The 19,587-nt window shown below is 57.8% G+C and carries 16 protein-coding genes and 1 tRNA gene; 13 read left to right on the top strand and 4 right to left on the bottom strand.

Translation table 11 applies throughout. The features are described from left to right. Positions 1 to 30: 30 nt before the first annotated feature. The 4 genes from truA to dedD all read left to right on the top strand — a co-directional run bounded on the left by truA (position 31) and on the right by dedD (position 3,607). Positions 31 to 822: a tRNA pseudouridine(38-40) synthase TruA gene (gene truA / locus R0I78_RS08505; protein WP_019934845.1), complete on the top strand. Its 792-nt coding sequence runs from the start codon at positions 31 to 33 to the stop codon at positions 820 to 822. A 76-nt stretch (positions 823 to 898) separates the two neighbouring features. Beyond that, positions 899 to 1,762 (top strand): acetyl-CoA carboxylase, carboxyltransferase subunit beta, encoded by an 864-nt coding sequence (gene accD, locus R0I78_RS08500; protein ID WP_019934844.1) that lies wholly within the window; start codon positions 899 to 901, stop codon positions 1,760 to 1,762. After that, a complete protein-coding gene (gene folC / locus R0I78_RS08495; RefSeq protein WP_317075036.1) occupies positions 1,762 to 2,997 on the top strand; it encodes a bifunctional tetrahydrofolate synthase/dihydrofolate synthase in 1,236 nt (411 codons plus the stop codon). Before accD ends, folC begins: the two co-directional genes overlap by 1 nt. Position 2,998: 1 nt before the next feature. Then, positions 2,999 to 3,607: a cell division protein DedD gene (gene dedD, locus R0I78_RS08490; RefSeq protein ID WP_317075035.1), complete on the top strand. Its 609-nt coding sequence runs from the start codon at positions 2,999 to 3,001 to the stop codon at positions 3,605 to 3,607. A 31-nt stretch (positions 3,608 to 3,638) separates the two neighbouring features. On the opposite strand, the gene R0I78_RS08485 is transcribed toward dedD, so the two are convergent. The 3 genes from R0I78_RS08485 to R0I78_RS08475 form a co-directional block, all read right to left on the bottom strand. Next, complete coding sequence (locus R0I78_RS08485) at positions 3,639 to 3,968, bottom strand: TusE/DsrC/DsvC family sulfur relay protein (RefSeq protein ID WP_019934841.1); 330 nt, start codon at positions 3,966 to 3,968, stop codon at positions 3,639 to 3,641. Positions 3,969 to 4,171: 203 nt separating this feature from the next. After that, complete coding sequence (gene yccS, locus R0I78_RS08480) at positions 4,172 to 6,280, bottom strand: YccS family putative transporter (protein ID WP_317075034.1); 2,109 nt, start codon at positions 6,278 to 6,280, stop codon at positions 4,172 to 4,174. A gap of 60 nt (positions 6,281 to 6,340) precedes the next feature. Beyond that, a complete protein-coding gene (locus tag R0I78_RS08475; protein ID WP_019934839.1) occupies positions 6,341 to 7,000 on the bottom strand; it encodes a Bax inhibitor-1/YccA family protein in 660 nt (219 codons plus the stop codon). 195 nt (positions 7,001 to 7,195) lie between these two features. On the opposite strand from R0I78_RS08475, the gene R0I78_RS08470 reads away from it, so the two are divergent. From R0I78_RS08470 to R0I78_RS08440, 7 genes are all read left to right on the top strand, one after another. Continuing rightward, a tRNA-Ser gene (locus R0I78_RS08470) sits at positions 7,196 to 7,286 on the top strand. Between the two features lie 243 nt (positions 7,287 to 7,529). Then, positions 7,530 to 8,177: a TIGR01621 family pseudouridine synthase gene (locus R0I78_RS08465; protein WP_317075033.1), complete on the top strand. Its 648-nt coding sequence runs from the start codon at positions 7,530 to 7,532 to the stop codon at positions 8,175 to 8,177. A gap of 241 nt (positions 8,178 to 8,418) precedes the next feature. Continuing rightward, the gene (locus R0I78_RS08460; protein WP_317075032.1) at positions 8,419 to 9,108 is read left to right on the top strand and encodes an SDR family NAD(P)-dependent oxidoreductase; all 690 of its coding nucleotides are present in this window, start codon (positions 8,419 to 8,421) and stop codon (positions 9,106 to 9,108) included. Between the two features lie 118 nt (positions 9,109 to 9,226). Further along, positions 9,227 to 12,058: a phosphoenolpyruvate--protein phosphotransferase gene (gene ptsP, locus R0I78_RS08455; protein WP_317075031.1), complete on the top strand. Its 2,832-nt coding sequence runs from the start codon at positions 9,227 to 9,229 to the stop codon at positions 12,056 to 12,058. After that, positions 12,055 to 13,002, top strand: a complete 948-nt coding sequence (gene pfkB, locus R0I78_RS08450) for a 1-phosphofructokinase (protein ID WP_317075030.1) — start codon at positions 12,055 to 12,057, stop codon at positions 13,000 to 13,002. Before ptsP ends, pfkB begins: the two co-directional genes overlap by 4 nt. After that, a complete protein-coding gene (locus R0I78_RS08445) occupies positions 12,999 to 14,723 on the top strand; it encodes a PTS fructose-like transporter subunit IIB (protein WP_317075029.1) in 1,725 nt (574 codons plus the stop codon). The genes pfkB and R0I78_RS08445 overlap by 4 nt, the downstream gene beginning before the upstream one ends. A gap of 180 nt (positions 14,724 to 14,903) precedes the next feature. Further along, entirely contained in the window at positions 14,904 to 16,199 is a 1,296-nt protein-coding gene (locus R0I78_RS08440; protein ID WP_019934834.1) for a dicarboxylate/amino acid:cation symporter, read from the top strand. Between the two features lie 95 nt (positions 16,200 to 16,294). Here the strand turns inward: R0I78_RS08440 and ribA are convergent, their stop codons facing one another. Then, positions 16,295 to 16,894: a GTP cyclohydrolase II gene (gene ribA, locus R0I78_RS08435; protein WP_019934833.1), complete on the bottom strand. Its 600-nt coding sequence runs from the start codon at positions 16,892 to 16,894 to the stop codon at positions 16,295 to 16,297. Positions 16,895 to 17,072: 178 nt separating this feature from the next. Here ribA and cmk point away from each other — a divergent pair, with 178 nt between their 5' ends. Together cmk and rpsA are read left to right on the top strand one after the other, a co-directional pair. Then, a complete protein-coding gene (gene cmk / locus R0I78_RS08430; protein ID WP_019934832.1) occupies positions 17,073 to 17,753 on the top strand; it encodes a (d)CMP kinase in 681 nt (226 codons plus the stop codon). 112 nt (positions 17,754 to 17,865) lie between these two features. After that, positions 17,866 to 19,536, top strand: a complete 1,671-nt coding sequence (gene rpsA, locus R0I78_RS08425; protein WP_026344808.1) for a 30S ribosomal protein S1 — start codon at positions 17,866 to 17,868, stop codon at positions 19,534 to 19,536. Positions 19,537 to 19,587: the final 51 nt, after the last annotated feature.

The following is a 19,587-nucleotide window of genomic DNA, read 5'->3' as shown; positions in this document are numbered from 1 at the left end:
AATTAGCCTCTTTTTTTCTTGGAACTGAATATGCGCATCGCCCTTGGCATAGAGTATGACGGCAGCCGCTATTACGGCTGGCAACGGCAGCGGGAAGTTCCCAGTGTCCAGGAAGAGGTAGAAAAAGCCCTTTCAAAGATTGCCGATCACCCCATAGAGGTACAATGTGCCGGCCGTACTGACGCCGGTGTGCACGGTACGGCACAGGTGGTGCATTTCGACACGCACGCCATTCGCCCCGACGGGGCCTGGACCTTAGGCATGAATGCCAACCTGCCGCCGGACATTGCCGTGCGCTGGGTCAAAGCGGTGCCTGATGAATTTCATGCCCGCTTCAGCGCCAGCGCCCGTCGCTACCGGTATATTATTTTCAATCATAATATGCGCCCGGCCATTCACGGTGCCGGGGTCAGCCATTATGCCGGTCATATCGACGCCGCTAAAATGCACGAGGCGGGTCAGTGCCTGCTGGGTGAGCGGGATTTCAGTGCCTTTCGCGCCGTACAGTGTCAGTCCAAAAGCCCCTGGCGCAATATTATGCACCTTAACGTACAGCGTTTTGGCCACTATATTGTGCTCGATATCAAGGCCAATGCCTTTTTGCATCATATGGTGCGCAATATCACCGGCACCCTGCTCAAGGTGGGCATGGGCGAAGCCGATGCGGCCTGGGTAAAGCAGGTACTGGAAGGGCGGGACCGCAACCTGGCCGGGGTGACGGCCAAGGCCGGTGGCCTCTATCTGGTGGAAGTGGATTACCCCGCAGAGTACGCGCTGCCGAAGACCATTCCGGGGCCCTTGTGGCTGCCCGACCAACTTTAATTTTTATCAACCCGCAGCCGAATATATGATTTAATGAACGCTGCGTGACAACCACGAACAATGATTAAGGATTTCCATGAGCTGGCTTGAGAAAATTCTCCCCAAGAACAAGAACATCGGCGTACGTCGCCATAATATTCCGGAAGGAGTCTGGACCAAGTGCACCAACTGCGAGCAGGTGCTTTACCGTGCCGAGCTGGAGCGTAATCTGGAAGTCTGCCCCAAGTGTGATCACCACATGCGCATCAGTGCCCGTGATCGTCTCGACAAGTTCCTGGATCAGGACGGCCGCGAAGAGCTGGGCAGCGAGCTGGAGCCGCAGGACATTCTCAAGTTCAAGGATTCCAAGCGTTACAAGGATCGCATTTCTGCCGCCCAGAAGAGCAGCAATGAAAAAGACGCCATGGTGGTCATGAAAGGCACACTGCGTGGTCTGCCGGTGGTGGCCTGCTCCTTTGAGTTTGCCTTTATGGGCGGCTCCATGGCCTCTGTGGTAGGTGCCCGCTTTGTTAAGGCGGTAGAAGCCTGCCTGGAAGAAAACCGCGCTCTGGTGTGCTTCTCTGCTTCCGGCGGTGCCCGCATGCAGGAAGCCCTGATGTCGCTGATGCAGATGGCCAAAACCAGTGCGGCGCTGAACCGTCTGTCTGAAGCCGGTCTGCCTTATATCTCGGTGCTGACCGACCCTACTATGGGTGGCGTGTCTGCCAGTCTGGCCATGCTGGGTGATGTGAACGTGGGTGAGCCCAAAGCGCTGATCGGCTTTGCCGGCCCTCGCGTGATTGAGCAGACGGTGCGTGAAAAACTGCCTGAAGGTTTTCAGCGCAGTGAATTCCTGCTGGAGCACGGTGCCATTGACATGATCATCGATCGCCGGGAAATGCGTGATCGGCTCGCCGGTCTGCTGGGCAAGCTGATGAACCAGGAGCCGCTGGAAATCTGATGCCGATGCCTCGCACCCTGGCAGACTGGCTGACCCTGCTGGAAGGCCTGAACATGGCCCGCATTGAGCTGGGCCTGGAGCGTATGCAGCGCGTGGCCGGCCGGCTGGGACTGCTGAGCCTGCCCTCTTATGTGATTACGGTAGGCGGCACCAACGGTAAGGGCTCCACCTGTGCCTTGCTTGAAAGCATGCTGATGGCCGGGGGGATGACGGTAGGAGTGTACTCTTCGCCTCACCTGCTGGATTACCGGGAGCGGGTGCGTATCAACGGTGACTTTGCTGATGAACAGGCGTTCTGTGATGCCTTTGCTGCAGTAGAAGAAGCCCGGGGTGATACTGCGCTCACCTATTTCGAATTTGGCACCCTGGCGGCACTCTGGCTGTTTCGCGCCAAGTGCCCTGATGTGGTGTTGCTGGAAGTGGGACTGGGCGGCCGGCTTGATGCCACCAATGTGGTGGACTCGGATCAGGCGGTGATCACCACCATAGCGCTGGATCATACTGACTGGCTGGGCTCGGACCGCGACGTCATTGGTTATGAAAAAGCCGGCATACTGCGTGCCGGCAAACCGGCGGTGTGTGGTGATCCCAACCCGCCAGCCAGTATTGCCGAGCAGGCCAGGCAAAAGGGCACCCCCATGGCCTTCAGTGGCCGTGACTTTCACTGGCAGCAGCAGGGCGACAGCTGGTCGTTCACCATGGCCGGCAAACAGTTTGACGGCCTGCCGGTGCCGGGCCTGCCGCTGATGAACGCCGCCACGGCGCTGGCTGTTCTGGCTGCCTCTCCCTTCAGGTTATCTGTTGATGCCATTGCTACCGGTTTGCGTCAGGCAAGCCTGGCAGGCCGGCTGACCGAGCTGTCGCCCGGCTTGTGGCTGGATGTGGCCCACAACCCTGAGTCGGCAACCTATCTGGCGTCCCGTCTTGCTGAAGGGCAGGGCAGCATTCATGCGGTGGTGGGCATGCTCAAAGACAAGGATATAAGCGCCACCCTGGCGGCACTGACACCCTTGGTCAGCCACTGGTATCCGGCGACGCTGGCAGGCCCGCGTGGTGCTGATGGCAGTGAGCTGTCGGCATTGCTGAATCACGCCGCTTACTTTGAGTCGGTAACCGCAGCGCTGACGGCGGCACTGGCAGCCAGAGCCGAGGGCGAACGTGTGGTGGTATTTGGTTCATTCTTTACCGTGGCCGAGGCCCTGGCCTGGCACCGGACTCAGCAGAAGGAGCTTTAACGTGGCAACCCAGTTTCAGCATCGTCTGGTAGGGACCATTATTCTGGTGGCACTGGGTGTCATTTTTTTACCCGACCTGCTGGATGGCAAGCAGCCACCCATGCCGGAAGAAGTGGTATCCATTCCGCTCCGTCCTGAGCTGGAGCCGGTGCAGCCGGTAATAACACCACCCGAACCGGCCAGAGCAAAAACCTGGACCATGGAAACGGTACAGGAAGCACCGGCCACGCCGCCCAGACCAGCACCTCAGCCACAGCCAGAAGTGGCTCAGGCACCGGTTTCAAAACCCGCACCCAAAGCAGAGCCGGCACCGACTCCCAAACCCGAGCCCAGACCGGCCCCAGTGGTTAAACCCGAACCTCAGCCTGTGGCACCGGCTGGCGGCGGTTATGTTGCTCAACTGGGCGCGTTTCGTAATGCCGACAACGTCAATGCCCTGGTGGCCAAGCTCAGGGCGGCGGGCTATCGTGTGAATACGACCCCGTCTGTGCCGCGTCAGGGAGAGCTTAACCGGGTCTGGATCGGTCCCGATGCCAAAGCGCGCCTTGAACAGCAGCTTCCTGCTCTGGAACGGCTCACCGGCCTCAAAGGCAAGGTACTGGCCAAATAAAACACTCCGGCGAAAGCCGGAGCATTTTATTTTAGATACACTTCACTGGTTTGGGCAGGCCTGCCAGCTTGGTGGCCTGCTTGGCCGGCCCTTTAGGAAACAGCCGGTAAAGATAACGGCTGTTTCCCTTGTCTTCACCCAGCTCCTTGGCCATGGCCTTTACCAGTGCCCGAATGGCCGGCGAGGTGTTGTACTTCAGATAAAACGCCCGCACAAAATGAATGACTTCCAGATGCTCATCGGTCAGGGTGATGCCTTCCTGCTCTGCCAGCAGCGCCACCATGGCCGGCTGCCAGTCTTCATGATGTTTCAGATAACCCTGTGCGTCGGTCTCGACGGACCTGCCTTCAAATTCAAACATGATGTCTCCTCGTATCGGACACCATTTTACTCAAAGGACACATTTCACTCCATGACAATGCCGATCTTACTCAAAGCAGCAGTGGGGATTACCGAAGCCGACCGTCAAATGCCATGGATGGCATTTGCCGAGCGTCCCATGGATGGGCTTGAAGCGTGTCGGCGGAGTGTAACCGCACTGATGCTTCTTCTGGCTTACAGCTTTCACACATCCTTTGCCAGCTGATACAAATCGTTGACCAGCAGCACCATATTATTGTGCAGCTGGCGCGCCAGTATGTCCTGCTCCTGCTCATTGTCGCCGGCCATGACCGGCAACGGCAGCTGCGGAGGCAAAGGGGTGTGGCTGTCGAGGGCACTGGCTGCGGCACACAGGCGCTGGTTCAGCTCACCGGTCAGTGCCACAGGCAAACTCAGGCCCTGATCCCGGTGTGCACCCAGGGTAGACAAATAAGACAGGAGTGCATGGTTGCGGTAGGCAATTTCAAAACACAGGTTGAGCCAGTGCTTTGAGACCGGCTCCACCCGAATGTTCTGCCAGGCCTGAGCCAGCTTGTTATCAGCCAGATGCGCCTGCTTGCGGGCCAGCCGGTAGGCCAGATTATCCCGGCTGTCGTGCTGATGAGTGATGGCGGCCAGATAAGCTGCATTGGCCCGCATGGCCTCTGCCAGCAGCTGAGGCAGATGCCGGCGCTGCCAGTCGGGCCAGATATACCAGACGGCCACAAACGCCAGGGCACAGCCTGTCAGCGTATCAAACAGCCGGGGCAGCAGCACAGGTGTGCGTGCTGCCTCCTGCAGACTTGCCCCTTGCAGGTTAAAGGCCAGCAACACAAACAGCGTAATAAAAAACACCGCCCAGCTGTAATTGATGCGTACCTGGGTAAAAAAGATAAAAGCACACAGCAGCAGCATAAACAGCTGGCTTTCCACGGCCGGAAACAGCCAGAGCAGGGGCACGCTGGCCACGATACCCGCCAGGGTGCCAAGGGTCCGCTCGCTCAGACGCTGGCGGGTGGCACTGAAACTGGGCTGGCACACAAACAGGCTGGTCAGCAATATCCAGTAACCCCGCTCCAGCTCAAGAGTGGCAATCAGGCCGTAACCCAGCGCAAAGCACAGGCTCAGGCGAACACCATGACGGAACAAAATGGCATTGGGGTTCAGCAAGGCCTTCAGTCGCTCTCCCAGCGGCTGAGAAGGCGGTCTTGCCAGCTCGGCCCGCTGACTGTCTGCCGGCATTGCGCCTGCGGTCAGTTCTTTTGCCCGTAATAATGTGTCATACACATGCTGCATGTTCCGGGTTAAAAACCGCAGCGGGCTCATCAGCTCGGAAGAATAGTGCCGTCGCAAGTGGCTGTAATCGAGCTGATCCTTTAATGCCGACAGCTCCCAGCCAATGCGTTTGTCGAGAACATAAGGCTTGTGGGTGAGAATGGCTAGCCCCAGCCGGTAACAGGCCTCACCAAGCTCCGCCAGCAGCACCTGATAGCCGGTCAGCACTTCGGCCTGATCCAGCGCCTGGTTCAGCTGGCTATAGGAATAATGGCTGGAAGCAGCCCGTTCGTGCATGCTCTGCACCAGTAAATACAGCTCCAGCAGCCGGGCCAGCTCGTCATCAGGCTGCCTGCCCTTTAACCGCCGGTTCAGCATCTGTTTGGTCAGCTCCAGACTGTTGACCAGCTGAATATTGACCTGCGCCAGCTGGTGGCGAAGGCCCTGATGCAGTTCGTTGGGGCTGTCAAAAAAACGCGATTTGGCCAGCAGATAGCGGGACAGGGCAAAATAACACTGAGCCAGCTGTTCATGCACGGGTTTATAGGGCATGAGCAGCAATATCAGCCATGAACACAGTCCGTACCAGGCGGCACCAGCGGTCAGCCATACTGGCTGATACCAGAAGTGGGGGCTGTCGATATGTCCTTGCATGGCATAGATGGATACCAGCAGAACCCCAAAACCCAGCTTGCCCGCGGCCTGTCCCCAGGCACCGGCCAGAATGAGGCAGAAGGTCGCCAGTACCAGTACGGGACCAAACAGCCAGGGTGAGTCAATAAGGGCGGTGACGCCGGTGACGGCCACAAAAAAGCACAACAGGCCTGCCAGCAGTTGCACCAGCCTTGGCCCGGGTCTGTGATCAATCTCGCTCAGGGCGCCGGCCATGGCTCCCAGGCTGAGGGTCACGGCCACCGGCACCTGATCCAGCCACCAGCCTCCCAGCAGCAAACTGGCCATGGCCAGCATCACTTTAAGAGCAAAAAAGAAATGGCTGTCAGTAAAAATGCGTCTCAGCCACAGGCTGAAAGAAGGCATGGCGTTTCTCGTAAAAAAGGCGGCTTGCGCCGCCTTGTGAACCGTTTTTGTATGATGAGCTTAGTCGCGGCTCATGCCCAGCAGCTGCAGCAGGCTCAGGAAAATATTAAAGATAGACACATACAGCGTTACTGTGGCTGAAATATAGTTCTGCTCGCCGCCGTGAATAATGGCGCTGGTCTGCATCAGGATGGCACCGGATGAGAACAGAATGAACAGCGCGCTCAGGGCCAGGCTCAGGGCCGGCAGCGCCAGGAAAATATTGGCCACAAAGCCCACCAGAATCACCACAAAACCGGCCATCATCATGCCGCCCAGGAACGACATGTCTTTCTTGGTGGTCAGTACATAGGCAGACAAGGACAGGAAGGTGAGCGCAGTACCACCCAGTGCCAGCATCACGGTTTCAGCACCCGAGCTGGTGCTCAGGTAGTGATTAAGAATGGGGCCTATGGTGTAACCGGTAAACGCAGTAAAGGCAAAAATAAATAACAGACCCAGGCTGCTGTTGCGGTTACGCTCGGTCAGAAACATCAGGCCGTAAAAACCCACCAGAGTGATGATAAGACCGGGGTGGGGCAGGTTCATCATGGCGCTGATGCCCGCCGACAAAGACGCCACCACCAGGGTCATGCCCAGCAGCATATAGGTATTACGCAATACCTTGTTGGTTTCCAGCGCACCACCCTGTGTGCGAGAAAGTGTGTTGTTGTAACGCATGATCCAGACTCCTTAGGTATCTGACTCAAAAAGACATCAATAAATTTACTCTATTCTGGACATATTATGACCCGAATGTCGAGCCTTCCGTTTCACTGCTCCATGAATGTTTGCCGGTTTATTGGACACTTGAGCAGAATAACACAGATAACAGTTTACAAGGATTTTAAGCCCCAGTAGTATTAGCGCCCGTCAGGAGGGGTGGCAGAGTGGTTGAATGCACCGGTCTTGAAAACCGGCATAGGTTAATAGCCTATCGTGGGTTCAAATCCCACCTCCTCCGCCATATCGGAAAGCCCGCTGCAAACGCAGCGGGCTTTTTGCTTTGTCTTCTCCATACATGTACTCGTTTGCAGGCAACGGCGGTGTTGCATCAAGCAGTAGTGGGGATTGCCAAAGCCGACCATTAAATGCCATGGATGGCATTTTCGAGCGTTACAAGGAGGTACTTGAAGCGTGTCGGCGGAGTGCAACCGCACTGATGCTTGGCGGCGTACTCTCTTTTGCTTTCAGCCCTGCGGATATCACCATGAACATATTGCTCGACCATGCCGACTTTTGTGTCATCAACAAACCCGCCGGCATTGGCATGCATCAGCAAAATGATGAGCCCGGCCTGGTGCGCCTGCTCAGCGAGCAACAGGGCGAAGCCCTTTATCCGGTACACCGCCTCGACAAAATGACCACGGGCGTGCTGCTGCTGGCCCGCAACCCCGAGGCCAACCGGCTGCTCAGTGCCCAGTTTGCCGAACGCAACACCCAAAAACGCTACCTCGCCTTCAGTGATCGCAAGCCCGCCAAAAAGCAGGGACTGATCAAGGGCGGCATGGAAAAATCCCGTAACGGCAGCTGGAAGCTGACCCGCAACACCAATCATCTCGCCATAACCCGTTTTCACAGCACCTCACTGGCTCCCGGCCTCAGAGGTTTTGTGCTCAGCCCCGAAACCGGCCGCACTCATCAGCTCAGGGTGGCCCTGAAAAGCATTGGCTGCCCCATTATCGGCGACGCCCGCTATGGCGGCACTGCCGCCGACAGAGGCTACCTGCACGCCTGGCAGCTCACCTTTCACTGGCAGGGCCAGCCCGTTACCGTGACCGCGCCCGCCACCGAAGGCGAGCTGTTTCACCAGTGGTACAGCACACTGGCAGACTGGGCGAGCGCCTGCACTTTTTAAATAACGGGAGTAGGGAATGGGGAGTAGGGAGCAGGGAGCAGGCAGTTCCCCGAAGCAGCAGTGGGGATTGCCGAAGCCGACCGTCAAATTCCAGGGATGGAATTTGCCGAGCGTCCCATGGATGGGCCTGAAGCGTGTCGGCGGAGTGCAACCGCACTGCTACTTCGCCCGCTATGGTAACTGTAAGTAAACGTCGTTGGTTACGGTCTCAATGGTATCTGTTTAAAGCGGGAGACTTTCTATGCGTTACTGGATTATGGGTGGCGGCGGTATTGGTCGTGCGCTGGCGGCAACGTGTGCGGAGCGGGGCGACGAGGTCAGTCTGTTCAGCCGTACCGACCCCGGGCTGCCCGGCGTTAGCTGGCATTGCCTCGATAACACCGACGAAGCCGCCATGACGGCCCTGTGCAACACCTTGCCGCTGCCCGAGCGTGTTATCAATACGGTGGGCACACTGCACAGTGAGCATCATCAGCCGGAAAAACGCATTGAGCAGCTGCAACAGGACGCGCTGCTGGAGCACATGCGTATCAATACCTGGCCCACACTGGCGCTGGCCAGATTATTATCCGCCCGCATGGAGCGGCGTCAGCCGCTGTTGCTTACCGCACTGTCGGCGCGGGTAGGCAGCATCAGTGATAACCGCGGCGGCGGCTGGTACAGCTACCGCATCAGCAAGGCAGCGCTGAACATGGCCATCAAAAATCTTGGCATAGAATGGAGCCGGCGCTTTCCGGCTGCCTGTGTAGCAGGGCTGCACCCGGGCACCGTCGCCACCGGGCTGTCAGCCCCGTTTCGTGCCGGCCTGGCTCATGGCCAGCTGCAATCACCGGAGCAGGCAGCACAGCATCTGCTCACTGTCATCGACAGTCTCACACCCGGGCAGTCGGGGCGCGTGTTTGCCTGGGACGGCCGGGAAATTATTCCCTGAGCAATGGTTTTTAACCGGTATTCATCACGTTAAGGTGTTTTTTGCCTTGCTCCATTCACAAAAAACACCCAGCCTGTTTAAGTAACGGTTTCATCTCGATTGGCTAACAGGTGATGTCATGCTCACTCTGACTACGCAAGACATAAAAATGGGCCAGACACTGGCCACCAAAGAGGCGGCCATTATGGCGCTGGCCCAGTGGCTGGAGCAGGAAGGTCATGTCGGTGCCGGTTATGCAGCCGGCATGCTGGCCAGAGAAGCCCAGACCGCCACCTATCTGGGGCAGGGCATTGCCATTCCCCATGGCACTCAGGACAGCCGCCACCTGGTGAAAAAAACCGGCATCAAGGCGCTGCATCTGCCTGAAGGCATCGACTGGGGCGATGGTGAGAAAGCTTATCTGGTACTGGGTATCGCCGCCGGATCCGATGAGCACCTTGAGCTGCTGCGTCAGCTGACCCGAGCGCTGCAGCGGGACGACCTGGCCGGGCAGGTGCGTTCGGCCACACACAGTGAAGACATTCTGGCGCTGCTGCAGCCTTCTGCAGCCGATAACACTCCCATGCTCAGCTGGCAGTCCGATATGCTGCAGTTGCAGCAGCCCGCCGACACCATGGATGAGTTGCTGGCGCAGGCCGCCAGCGCGCTTGAACTGCAACATGAACGAAATGCTTTGCAGCAGAGCCTGCTGCATCTGGGGCAGGGCTGGTGGCTCTGTCAGGTACCCGCTGCCGGCCCGGCAAAGGCTGCCATTCTGACCACACCGGCGCTTATCCATCAGGGGCACAAGGTCTGTGGCCTGCTGGCGCTGAAAACCCATGGCGGCAGCCATAAACAGCTGCTGGCACAGCTGGCCGACTGGCTGGTGGCGGGGCAGGCGGCCAGTCTGGCCAGCCTGAACAGTGCCCATGAGCTGGCGCAGGCACTGAATAACGGCCCTGTTGCGGAAGGTGAGCATCGGCTGGTGGTCACCATTCATAACGAGCAGGGATTGCATGCCCGTCCCGGTGCCTTGCTGGTGCAGGCTGCCAAGCAGTTCGAGGCAACCATTCAGGTACGCAACCTCGACGGCGACAATCAGCCGGTCAATGCCAAAAGTCTGATGAAGCTTATCAGCCTTGGCGTACGGCCCGGCCACCGGCTTCAGTTTGTTGCCAGCGGCACCGATGCCGAGGCGGCACTCAGCGAACTTGAAACCGCCGTTAACAGCGGACTGGGAGAAGGGGTGACGTCGCCGCATTCGGCTCAGCAAGTGCCATGCACCGGGGCTCCGGCCGATCCCGGCGCTCCCTGGCAAGGGGTGGCGGCCTCACCGGGCATTGCTATCGGGCCGCTTTATGTAGAAATGCCGGTCAATTTTGATTACGCCGATGTGGCCTGTGATGCTGCCGCCGAGCAACAGCGGCTGACGCAGGCGCTGCAGCAGGCAGATCAAAGCCTGGCACTGGCAGCGCAGCAAAGCGGTGCACAGGCCCGGGACATCTTATCCATGCACCGGGAATTACTCAGCGATCCCGGCCTGCAAGAAGGCACCCGGCAGCGTCTTGAAACGGGGGCTTCGGCCCCGGCGGCCTGGTGGGCAGAAATTGACTCGGCAGCAGCCGTACAGGCGGCCAGCAGTAACCCCATGCTGGCCGAGCGGGCCGCCGATATCAGAGACATTGGCCGGCGGGTCATGGCCATTTTGTGTAACACTGCCTTACCGGAACCACCCTCAACTCCCTATATCTGGGTAGCAGAAGATATAGGCCCGTCTGATGTGGTGAACATGAACACAGAGCGGGTGCTCGGTCTGGTCACAGCCGGTGGTGGTGCTTCATCGCACAGTGCCATTCTGGCCAGATCCCTTGGCATACCGGCATTGGTGGCCATGGGCAAAGGTGTAATGACATTAGACTCGGGCACACCGGCCATTCTCAATGGTGACAGCGGCACCTTGCTGGTGGATCCCGACAAACATCTGCTGGCCGAGGCAGAGCAGGCGCAACAGCGCGAGCGTGAACTGGCGGAGCGAGCCTGGCAACAGCGGGAGCAGCCCGCCGTTACCACAGACGGCCATCGCATAGAAATTGCAGCCAACCTGGGAAATACGGCCGATACGGCAGCGGCGGTGGCCGCCGGCGCCGAAGGCGTGGGGCTGCTGCGCACCGAGTTTGTTTTTATGGAGCAAGGCCGTGAGCCAAGTCTGCAGCAGCAGGTGGCGCAATATCAGCAGGCCTTCAGTGCGCTGGCAGGCCGGCCGCTGGTAGCGCGCACCCTTGATGTGGGCGGCGACAAGCCGCTGCCATACTGGCCCTTACCCAAAGAAGATAACCCCTTTCTGGGCGTGCGCGGCATTCGCCTGTGCATGCAAAGACCTGAGCTGCTGGAAACCCAGCTGCGGGCGCTGCTTACCGCCGCCGGCAGCGAGCCGCTGCGCATTATGTTTCCCATGGTGGCGGATATCGCCGAGTGGCGCTTTGGCAAAGCGCTGTTTGATAACCTCCAGGCCGAGATCGGAGCACCGAATGTGCAGCTGGGCATGATGGTGGAAGTGCCGTCGGCGGCGCTGAATGCCGCCCGGTTTGCCAAAGAGGCCGATTTTTTCAGCATAGGCACCAATGATCTCACTCAGTACACACTGGCGGCCGACAGAGGTAATGGTGCCCTGGCGTCCTTGTCCGATGGCCTGCACCCGGCGGTGCTCAGGCTGATGGCCATGACGGTGGAGGCGGCCCATGCCGAAGGCAAATGGGTGGGCATGTGTGGTGAGCTGGGGGCCGATCCTCAGGCGCTGCCGATATTACTCGGGCTGGGTCTTGATGAAATCTCGGTCAGTCCCAAACGGCTGCCGCGGGTCAAGGCCCGGGTGCGTGAGTTCAGCCTGAGCCAGTGCAAACAACTGGCCGCCCGCGCCCTTACGGCAGACAGTGCCGGAGCCGTGCGGGCACTGACAGGAGCAACACCATGAGTGTACTGACCCTTACCCTGAATCCGGCGCTGGATTTAACCGTGTCATTGGCCCGGCTGACGGCCGGTCAGGTCAATGTGGCCCAGTCCGGGCATCTGGGGCCGGCAGGCAAGGGCATTAATGTGGCCCGGGTGCTCAGTGAGCTGGGGCACCGCCCCGTGGTCAGCGGTTTTCTTGGCAGGGACAATGAGTCAGCTTTTTGCACCCTGTTTGAACAGCACGGCATGCAGGATGAATTTATACGCGTGGCCGGCAATACCCGGATTAATGTCAAAGTCAGCGAACAGGACGGCCGTATCACTGATATTAATCTGCCCGGGCTCAGCCCTCACCCGGCAGACGTTGCCCGGCTGCAGAGCACACTGACAGACCTGTCCGGACGCTGTCAGTATCTGATAGTAGCCGGCAGCCTGCCTGCCGGCGTCAGCCCCGGCTGGCTTGAACAGCTGCTCACCCAATGGCGACAGCAGGGCAAAGATGTGTGGCTGGATACCAGCGGTGAGGCACTGAAAACCGGCGTGCAGGCATTGCCTGGCCTGATTAAACCCAATCTTGATGAGCTGGCCCAGCTGGCAGGCCGTCGCATTCAGAATGAACAGGCCCTGATCAGCTGTGCCCGTCAGCTTCAGCAAAGCGGTATCAAGGACGTCGTGGTGTCGGCCGGCGCTGACGGCGTTTACTGGTTTGGCAGTGAAGGAGACTGGCGGGGCCGGGTGCCGGCAGTCAATATCGTCAGCACTGTGGGGGCCGGTGACTCACTGGTGGCCGGCCTGTGTGCCGGCAGACTGGAAGGCCTGAAGGCCCCCGACAATCTGCGCCGGGCCATGGCGCTGTCACTGATGGCCGTTACTCAGATAGGGGTAGGTATTTACTGCAACGATACCTTTGCCGGTTTTCAGCAAGCGATTCAGATAACCCCTTTTGATCATGGGAGCCGTACATGAACATTCTGATCATCACCGCCTGTCCCAGTGGCATGGCAAGCAGTTACATGGCGGCCCGTTTGCTGGAGCAGGCTGCGCATGAACTGGGCTGGCAGGCATGGGTGGAATGTCACAGCCCGCTGGTGCCCGGCAAGGCCTTTACCCGTGAGCAGATTGATGCTGCTGAACTGGTGGTGGTGGCTGCCAGTACCGAGCCGGACTTGTCCCGTTTTGCCGGCAAGGCCGGTTTTATCGACACGCTGCAGCCGGCACTGAACGATCCCAAAGGCTGGTTGCAGCAGGCCGCTGCGCAGGCTGCCCCGCTGTCAGCGCCGGTCACCTCATCTTCAGCCCGGCCCGCCCGGCTGGTGGCCATTACTGCCTGCCCTACCGGTGTGGCCCATACTTTTATGGCGGCAGAGGCCCTGACCAATACCGCCGAGCAGCTCGGGCACCACATTAAGGTAGAAACACAAGGCTCGGTTGGTGCGCAAAATGCGCTTAGTGCCGATGATATTGCCCAGGCCGACTGTGTCATCGTGGCCGCCGACATAGATGTTAATCTCAGCCGCTTTAACGGCAAGCGGCTGTACCGCACCAGTACGGGCGCTGCGCTGAAAAAGCCGGAGCAAACCATAGCGGCGGCATTAAGTGAGGCCAGCATCTGGCAGGGCAGCCAGTCGCAAGGTGCTGCTCCTCAGGATGAAAAAGCTCCCGGGCCGTATCAGCACCTGCTCACCGGTGTGTCTTTTATGCTGCCCATGGTGGTGGCCGGCGGCCTGATTATTGCGCTGTCTTTTATTTTTGGCATAGAAGCGTTTAAAGAAGAAGGCACCCTGGCAGCCGCACTGATGCAAATTGGCGGTGACGCCGCCTTTGCCCTCATGATACCGGTGCTGGCGGGTTACATTGCCTATTCCATTGCCGACCGGCCCGGTATCGCTCCCGGCATGATTGGCGGCATGCTGGCCAGCTCTCTCGGGGCCGGCTTTATCGGCGGTATTATTGCCGGCTTTCTGGCGGGTTACAGTGCCCGCACGCTGGCCCGGCATATTCCCATGCCCCACAGTCTGGAGTCATTAAAGCCCATACTGGTGATTCCGCTGTTTGCCAGTCTGTTTACCGGTCTGGTCATGATTTATGTGGTAGGTGGCCCTGTGGCCGGCATCATGGCGGTCATGACCGAATTTCTGAATAACATGGGCTCGGCCAATGCGGTGCTGCTGGGCATTATTATTGGTGCCATGATGTGCTTTGACATGGGCGGCCCGGTCAATAAGGCAGCCTATGCCTTTTCCGTGGGGCTTTTGGCTTCCCAAACCTATGGTCCCATGGCAGCGGCCATGGCCGCGGGCATGGTGCCGGCACTGGGCATGGGCATTGCCACCTTTCTGGCGCGCAGCAAATTCAATCCTGCCGAGCGGGAAGCGGGCAAGGCGTCCTTTGTGCTGGGGCTGTGTTTTATTTCCGAAGGGGCCATTCCTTTTGCCGCCCGGGATCCGTTACGGGTGATCCCCAGCTGCATGGCGGGCGGTGCCCTGACCGGCGCTCTGTCCATGCTGTTCGGTGCCAAACTGCTGGCCCCTCACGGGGGTGTCTTTGTGTTTTTCATTCCCAATGCCATTAGTCAGCTGGGCTGGTATGTGGCGGCTATTACCGCCGGAGCCGTGCTCAGCGGAGTCATTTATTCCGTGGTTAAACGAAGTGATGCTCACATGCTGGCCCCGGCAGACACCCGCTGACGCAGGCCTGTTGTTTGTGTGAGTTAAATCAACTTTTAAAGGTGTTTTGTTCAACTTTTGTCAACTTATTGGTCTCTTGTGTTGGTTTTGTGTGGTTTTTTGAAGCATTTTGCGGAATTGGTTGCTACTCTTGCCGCCCTTGATTAAACCGCAAGAACTGTGAATAAGGAGTATTCAGCCATGAATGCGAGTGAGAAAAAGTGGTCACTCACCACGCGTGTGCTGGTGGGCATGGGCACAGGGGTGCTGGCAGGATTTATTATCCGCAGCCTGTTTGCTGATGTGGCACTGGTGCAGAACTACCTGGTGGATGGCCTGTTTCTGGTAGGCGGAAAAATCTTTATTGCCAGCCTTAATATGCTGGTGGTACCGCTGATCTTTGTGTCTCTGGTGTGTGGCACCAGCTCACTGAAAGACATCTCTACCCTGGGCCGGCTCGGGGGCAAAACCCTGGCGTTTTATATGTTCACGACCGCCGTGGCCATTACTCTGGCACTGGTCATGGGTGAGGTATTCCGGCCCGGTGACGGAGCCGACCTGGTATCGGCCAGCACCTTTGCTGCCCGCGAAGCGCCATCCCTGGCAGACGTCATCATCAATATGTTCCCCACCAACCCCATTAATGCCATGGCCGAAGGCAATACCCTGCAGATCATCGTGTTTGCGGTCCTGTTTGGTATTGCCATCAGCCTGGCAGGTAAACCCGGAGAGCGTATTGCTGAGCTGTTTACTGATCTCAACGAAGTGATCATGAAGCTGGTCGCGCTGCTGATGAACCTGGCACCCTACGGCGTTTTCTGTCTGATGGCTCAGTTGTTTACTTCTCTGGGTCTGGACGCCATTGTTAATCTGCTGGAGTACTTCCTGGTGCTGGCAGGGGCCTTGCTGCTGCACGCACTGGTCACTTACTCGGTGCTGTTCAAGGTGTTTACCGGCCTGAGCCCGCTGACCTTTCTGAAGAAAATGGAAGACGCCGTCATGTTTGCGTTTTCCACCGCCTCGTCCAACGCCACCATTCCGGTCACCCTGGAAACGGCTACCCGCCGTATGGGCGTGGAAAACCGGGTTGCGTCCTTTACCGTGCCGCTGGGTGCCACCATTAATATGGACGGCACCGCCATTATGCAGGGGGTGGCCACTGCCTTTATTGCCCAGGCGTTTAATATCGATTTGTCATTTAATGATTATCTGATGGTGATCATGACCGCGACGCTGGCTTCCATCGGCACCGCCGGTGTGCCCGGTGTGGGCATGGTGATGCTGGCCATGGTGCTGAATCAGGTAGGGCTGCCGGTAGAAGGGATTGCGCTGATTATTGGTGTGGACCGTTTGCTCGACATGATCCGTACTGCAGTGAATATTACCGGTGATGCGGTTGTGACCTGCATTGTGGGCAAGAGTGAAGGGGCCATGGATCTGGAACGCTTTCACGACCCGCATGCCGGTGAAAAAGAAGAAGAAGTGCATTTATCGTAGAGCACTTTGGTCATTCCGGCCTGTGAGCCGGAATCCATTTGCAGACAACATCCTGGTTTGAAAAATGGACTCCGGCCTTTGCGCCGGAATCCTAATCAGTCCTGCTCTTTCAGCATATGGCCCAGCTTGCCGGCCTTGGTATCGAGGTAATGCTCATTGAACGGGTTGCGGCCTTCTTCCAGCGGCAGACGTTCGCTCACCTTGATGCCAAAGTTTTCCATCGCTTTTACCTTGCGCGGATTATTGGTCATCAGTTTCAGCCCGGTGACACCCAGGCTGCGCAGCATATCGGCACAAATGGTGTAGTCACGCATATCGGCGGCAAAGCCCAGCTCCACGTTGGCTTCAACGGTGTCCTTGCCCTGATCCTGCAGATGATAAGCATGAATCTTATTCAGCAGGCCAATGCCACGGCCTTCCTGGCGTACATACAGCAGCACGCCCCGGCCTTCCTTGGCAATGCGTTCCAGCGCCGCCTGTAACTGAAAGCCACAATCACAACGCAGACTGAACAGGGCGTCTCCGGTCAGACATTCGGAATGAATGCGCGCCAGCACCGGTGCTCCATCTTCCACATTTCCCATTACCAGAGCGGCATGATCCTTGCCGGTTCCCTTTTCTTCAAACCCGACCAGGGTAAAGGTGCCCCAGGGTGTTGGCAATTTGGAGTTTGCCATACGGGTAACACTGCTCATGGCCTTCCTCTTTTGGTTATTTATCAATAAAAAATGGTGGTTATTGTAAAGCGGAAGGGGCAGCAGGTATAGGTTCAATACGGCGGTAATGTCTTTGGCTTCTTAACTTGGTTATAATGCCGCCCGCGCGACAGCCGCCCTTGCGGTCTGTCCGGACTCATGATTTACCGGAGGATGTATGTCTGAACAAGCTCCCGTCATTACCGTAGATGGCCCGGGCGGCGCCGGCAAAGGCACCCTGTGCCAGCTGCTGGCCGAACAACTGGAGTGGCACCTGCTCGATTCCGGCGCTATCTACCGGGTGCTGGCGCTGGCCGCACTGCACCACAATGTGGAACTGAATGACGAAGCGGGGCTGATGCCTCTGGCAGCACATCTTGATGTGCAGTTTCCTGCCGAAAGCGGCGAAATCCGCGTTATCCTGGAAGGCGAAGACGTCTCCCGTGCCATTCGCACTCAGGAAGTGGCCGACGCAGCCAGCAAGGTGGCGGCGTTTCCCCGTGTGCGCGAGGCACTGCTGCGCCGCCAGCGCGCCTTTCGTGCCAGGCCCGGTCTGATTGCCGACGGCCGCGACATGGGCACAGTGGTGTTCCCCGATGCCGAGGTCAAAATCTTTCTTGATGCCAGTGCCGAAGAGCGGGCCAGCCGGCGCTATAAGCAGTTGCAAGACAAGGGTTTTGATGTTAGCTTTGACCGCCTTTTAAGCGAAATACAGGAGCGTGACGACCGGGACAGAAACCGGGCCGTGGCGCCTCTCAAGGCGGCTGACGATGCGTTAATTATCGACTCCACCAGCCTTTCCATCACAGATGTGCTGGACAGGGTGCTGAGTCATACTAAGGTTAAACTTGGCCGTTAAGCCATTTGGCAATGCCGCCCTCAGGGAAGAAGGGCGGAATGTGTTAGTCACCCCACGTGCGCCGGAATGCCCCGTGGATGTTCAACTCAAACAGTGTGTATTCATTAATCATATGACTGAATCTTTTGCTCAACTCTTTGAAGAGTCTCTGAAAGAACTCGAAACCCGTCCGGGCTCCATCGTTAAAGGTACTGTTGTTGCCATTGAAAACGGCATCGTACTGGTTGACGCCGGTCTGAAATCCGAGTCTGCCATTCCTGCCGAGCAGTTCAAAAATGCTCAGGGCGAGCTGGAAATCAGCGTTGGCGACGAAGTAGACGTAGCGCTGGACGCCGTGGAAGACGGCTTCGGTGAGACTCAGCTGTCCCGTGAAAAAGCCAAGCGTCACGAAGCCTGGCTGCAGCTGGAAAAAGCCTACGAAGACGAAGAAACCGTAACCGGTGTGATCAACGGCAAGGTTAAAGGCGGTTTCACCGTAGAAGTGAACAGCATTCGCGCCTTCCTGCCCGGCTCTCTGGTAGACGTGCGTCCGGTTCGCGACACCACTCACCTGGAAGGCAAAGAGCTTGAGTTCAAGGTCATCAAGCTGGACCAGAAGCGCAACAACGTGGTTGTTTCCCGTCGTGCCGTGATCGAAACCGAAAACAGCGCCGAGCGCGAGCAGCTGCTCGAAAACCTGCAGGAAGGCCAGGAAGTTAAAGGTATCGTTAAGAACCTGACCGACTACGGTGCTTTCGTGGACCTGGGCGGCGTAGACGGCCTGCTGCACATCACCGACATGGCCTGGAAGCGCGTTAAGCATCCTTCCGAGATCGTGAACGTTGGCGACGAAATCAACGTTAAAGTCCTGAAGTTCGACCGCGAGCGCACCCGTGTGTCTCTGGGTCTGAAGCAGCTGGGCGAAGATCCGTGGGTAGATATCGCCAACCGTTATCCGGAAGGCACCCGTCTGGCCGGCCGCGTGACCAACCTGACCGACTATGGCTGCTTCGTTGAAATCGAAGAAGGCGTAGAAGGCCTGGTACACGTATCCGAAATGGACTGGACCAACAAGAACATCCACCCGTCCAAAGTGGTTTCTGTGGGCGACAACGTAGATGTAATGGTTCTGGACATCGACGAAGAGCGTCGTCGTATCTCTCTGGGTCTGAAACAGTGCAAGTCCAACCCGTGGCAGCTGTTTGCTGAAACCCACAACAAGGGCGACCGCGTTTCCGGCAAGATCAAGTCCATCACCGACTTCGGTATCTTCATTGGTCTGGACGGTGGCATCGACGGTCTGGTTCACCTGTCCGACATTTCCTGGAACGCCAACGGTGACGAAGCCGTTCGTGAGTTCAAGAAAGGCGAAGAAATTGAAGCCGTTGTTCTGCAGGTTGACCCTGAGCGTGAGCGCATCAGCCTGGGCGTGAAGCAAATCGACGAAGATCCTTTCAATAAGTACCTGTCTGACAACAAGAAAGGTGCTATCGTTAAGGGTACCATCACTGCCGTTGACGCCAAGGGTGCCGTGGTTGAGCTGGAAGAAGGCGTGGAAGGTTACATCCGCGTTGCCGACATCTCTCGCGACCGCATCGAAGACGCCTCCACCGTACTGAACGCCGGTGAAGAAGTTGAAGCTCGTTACATGGGCATCGATCGCAAAAACCGCACCATCAGCCTGTCTATCCGTGCGAAAGACGAAGCTGAAGAGAAAGCTGCTATCGATACTCTGAACCAGCAAGACGAAGTGGTTGGTCTGAGTGCAATGGCCGAAGCATTCAAGGCGGCCAAAGGCGAATAAGCCAAGCCGTTATTGAACAAAGGGGCCTTTATGGCCCCTTTTTGTTATATA

Source organism: Oceanimonas sp. CAM02, assembly GCF_032842915.1.
GTDB classification, from domain to species: Bacteria; Pseudomonadota; Gammaproteobacteria; order Enterobacterales; family Aeromonadaceae; genus Oceanimonas; species Oceanimonas smirnovii.
The sequence above is the reverse complement of the archived record's forward strand: the minus strand, read 5'-3'. Positions and strand labels throughout refer to the sequence as shown.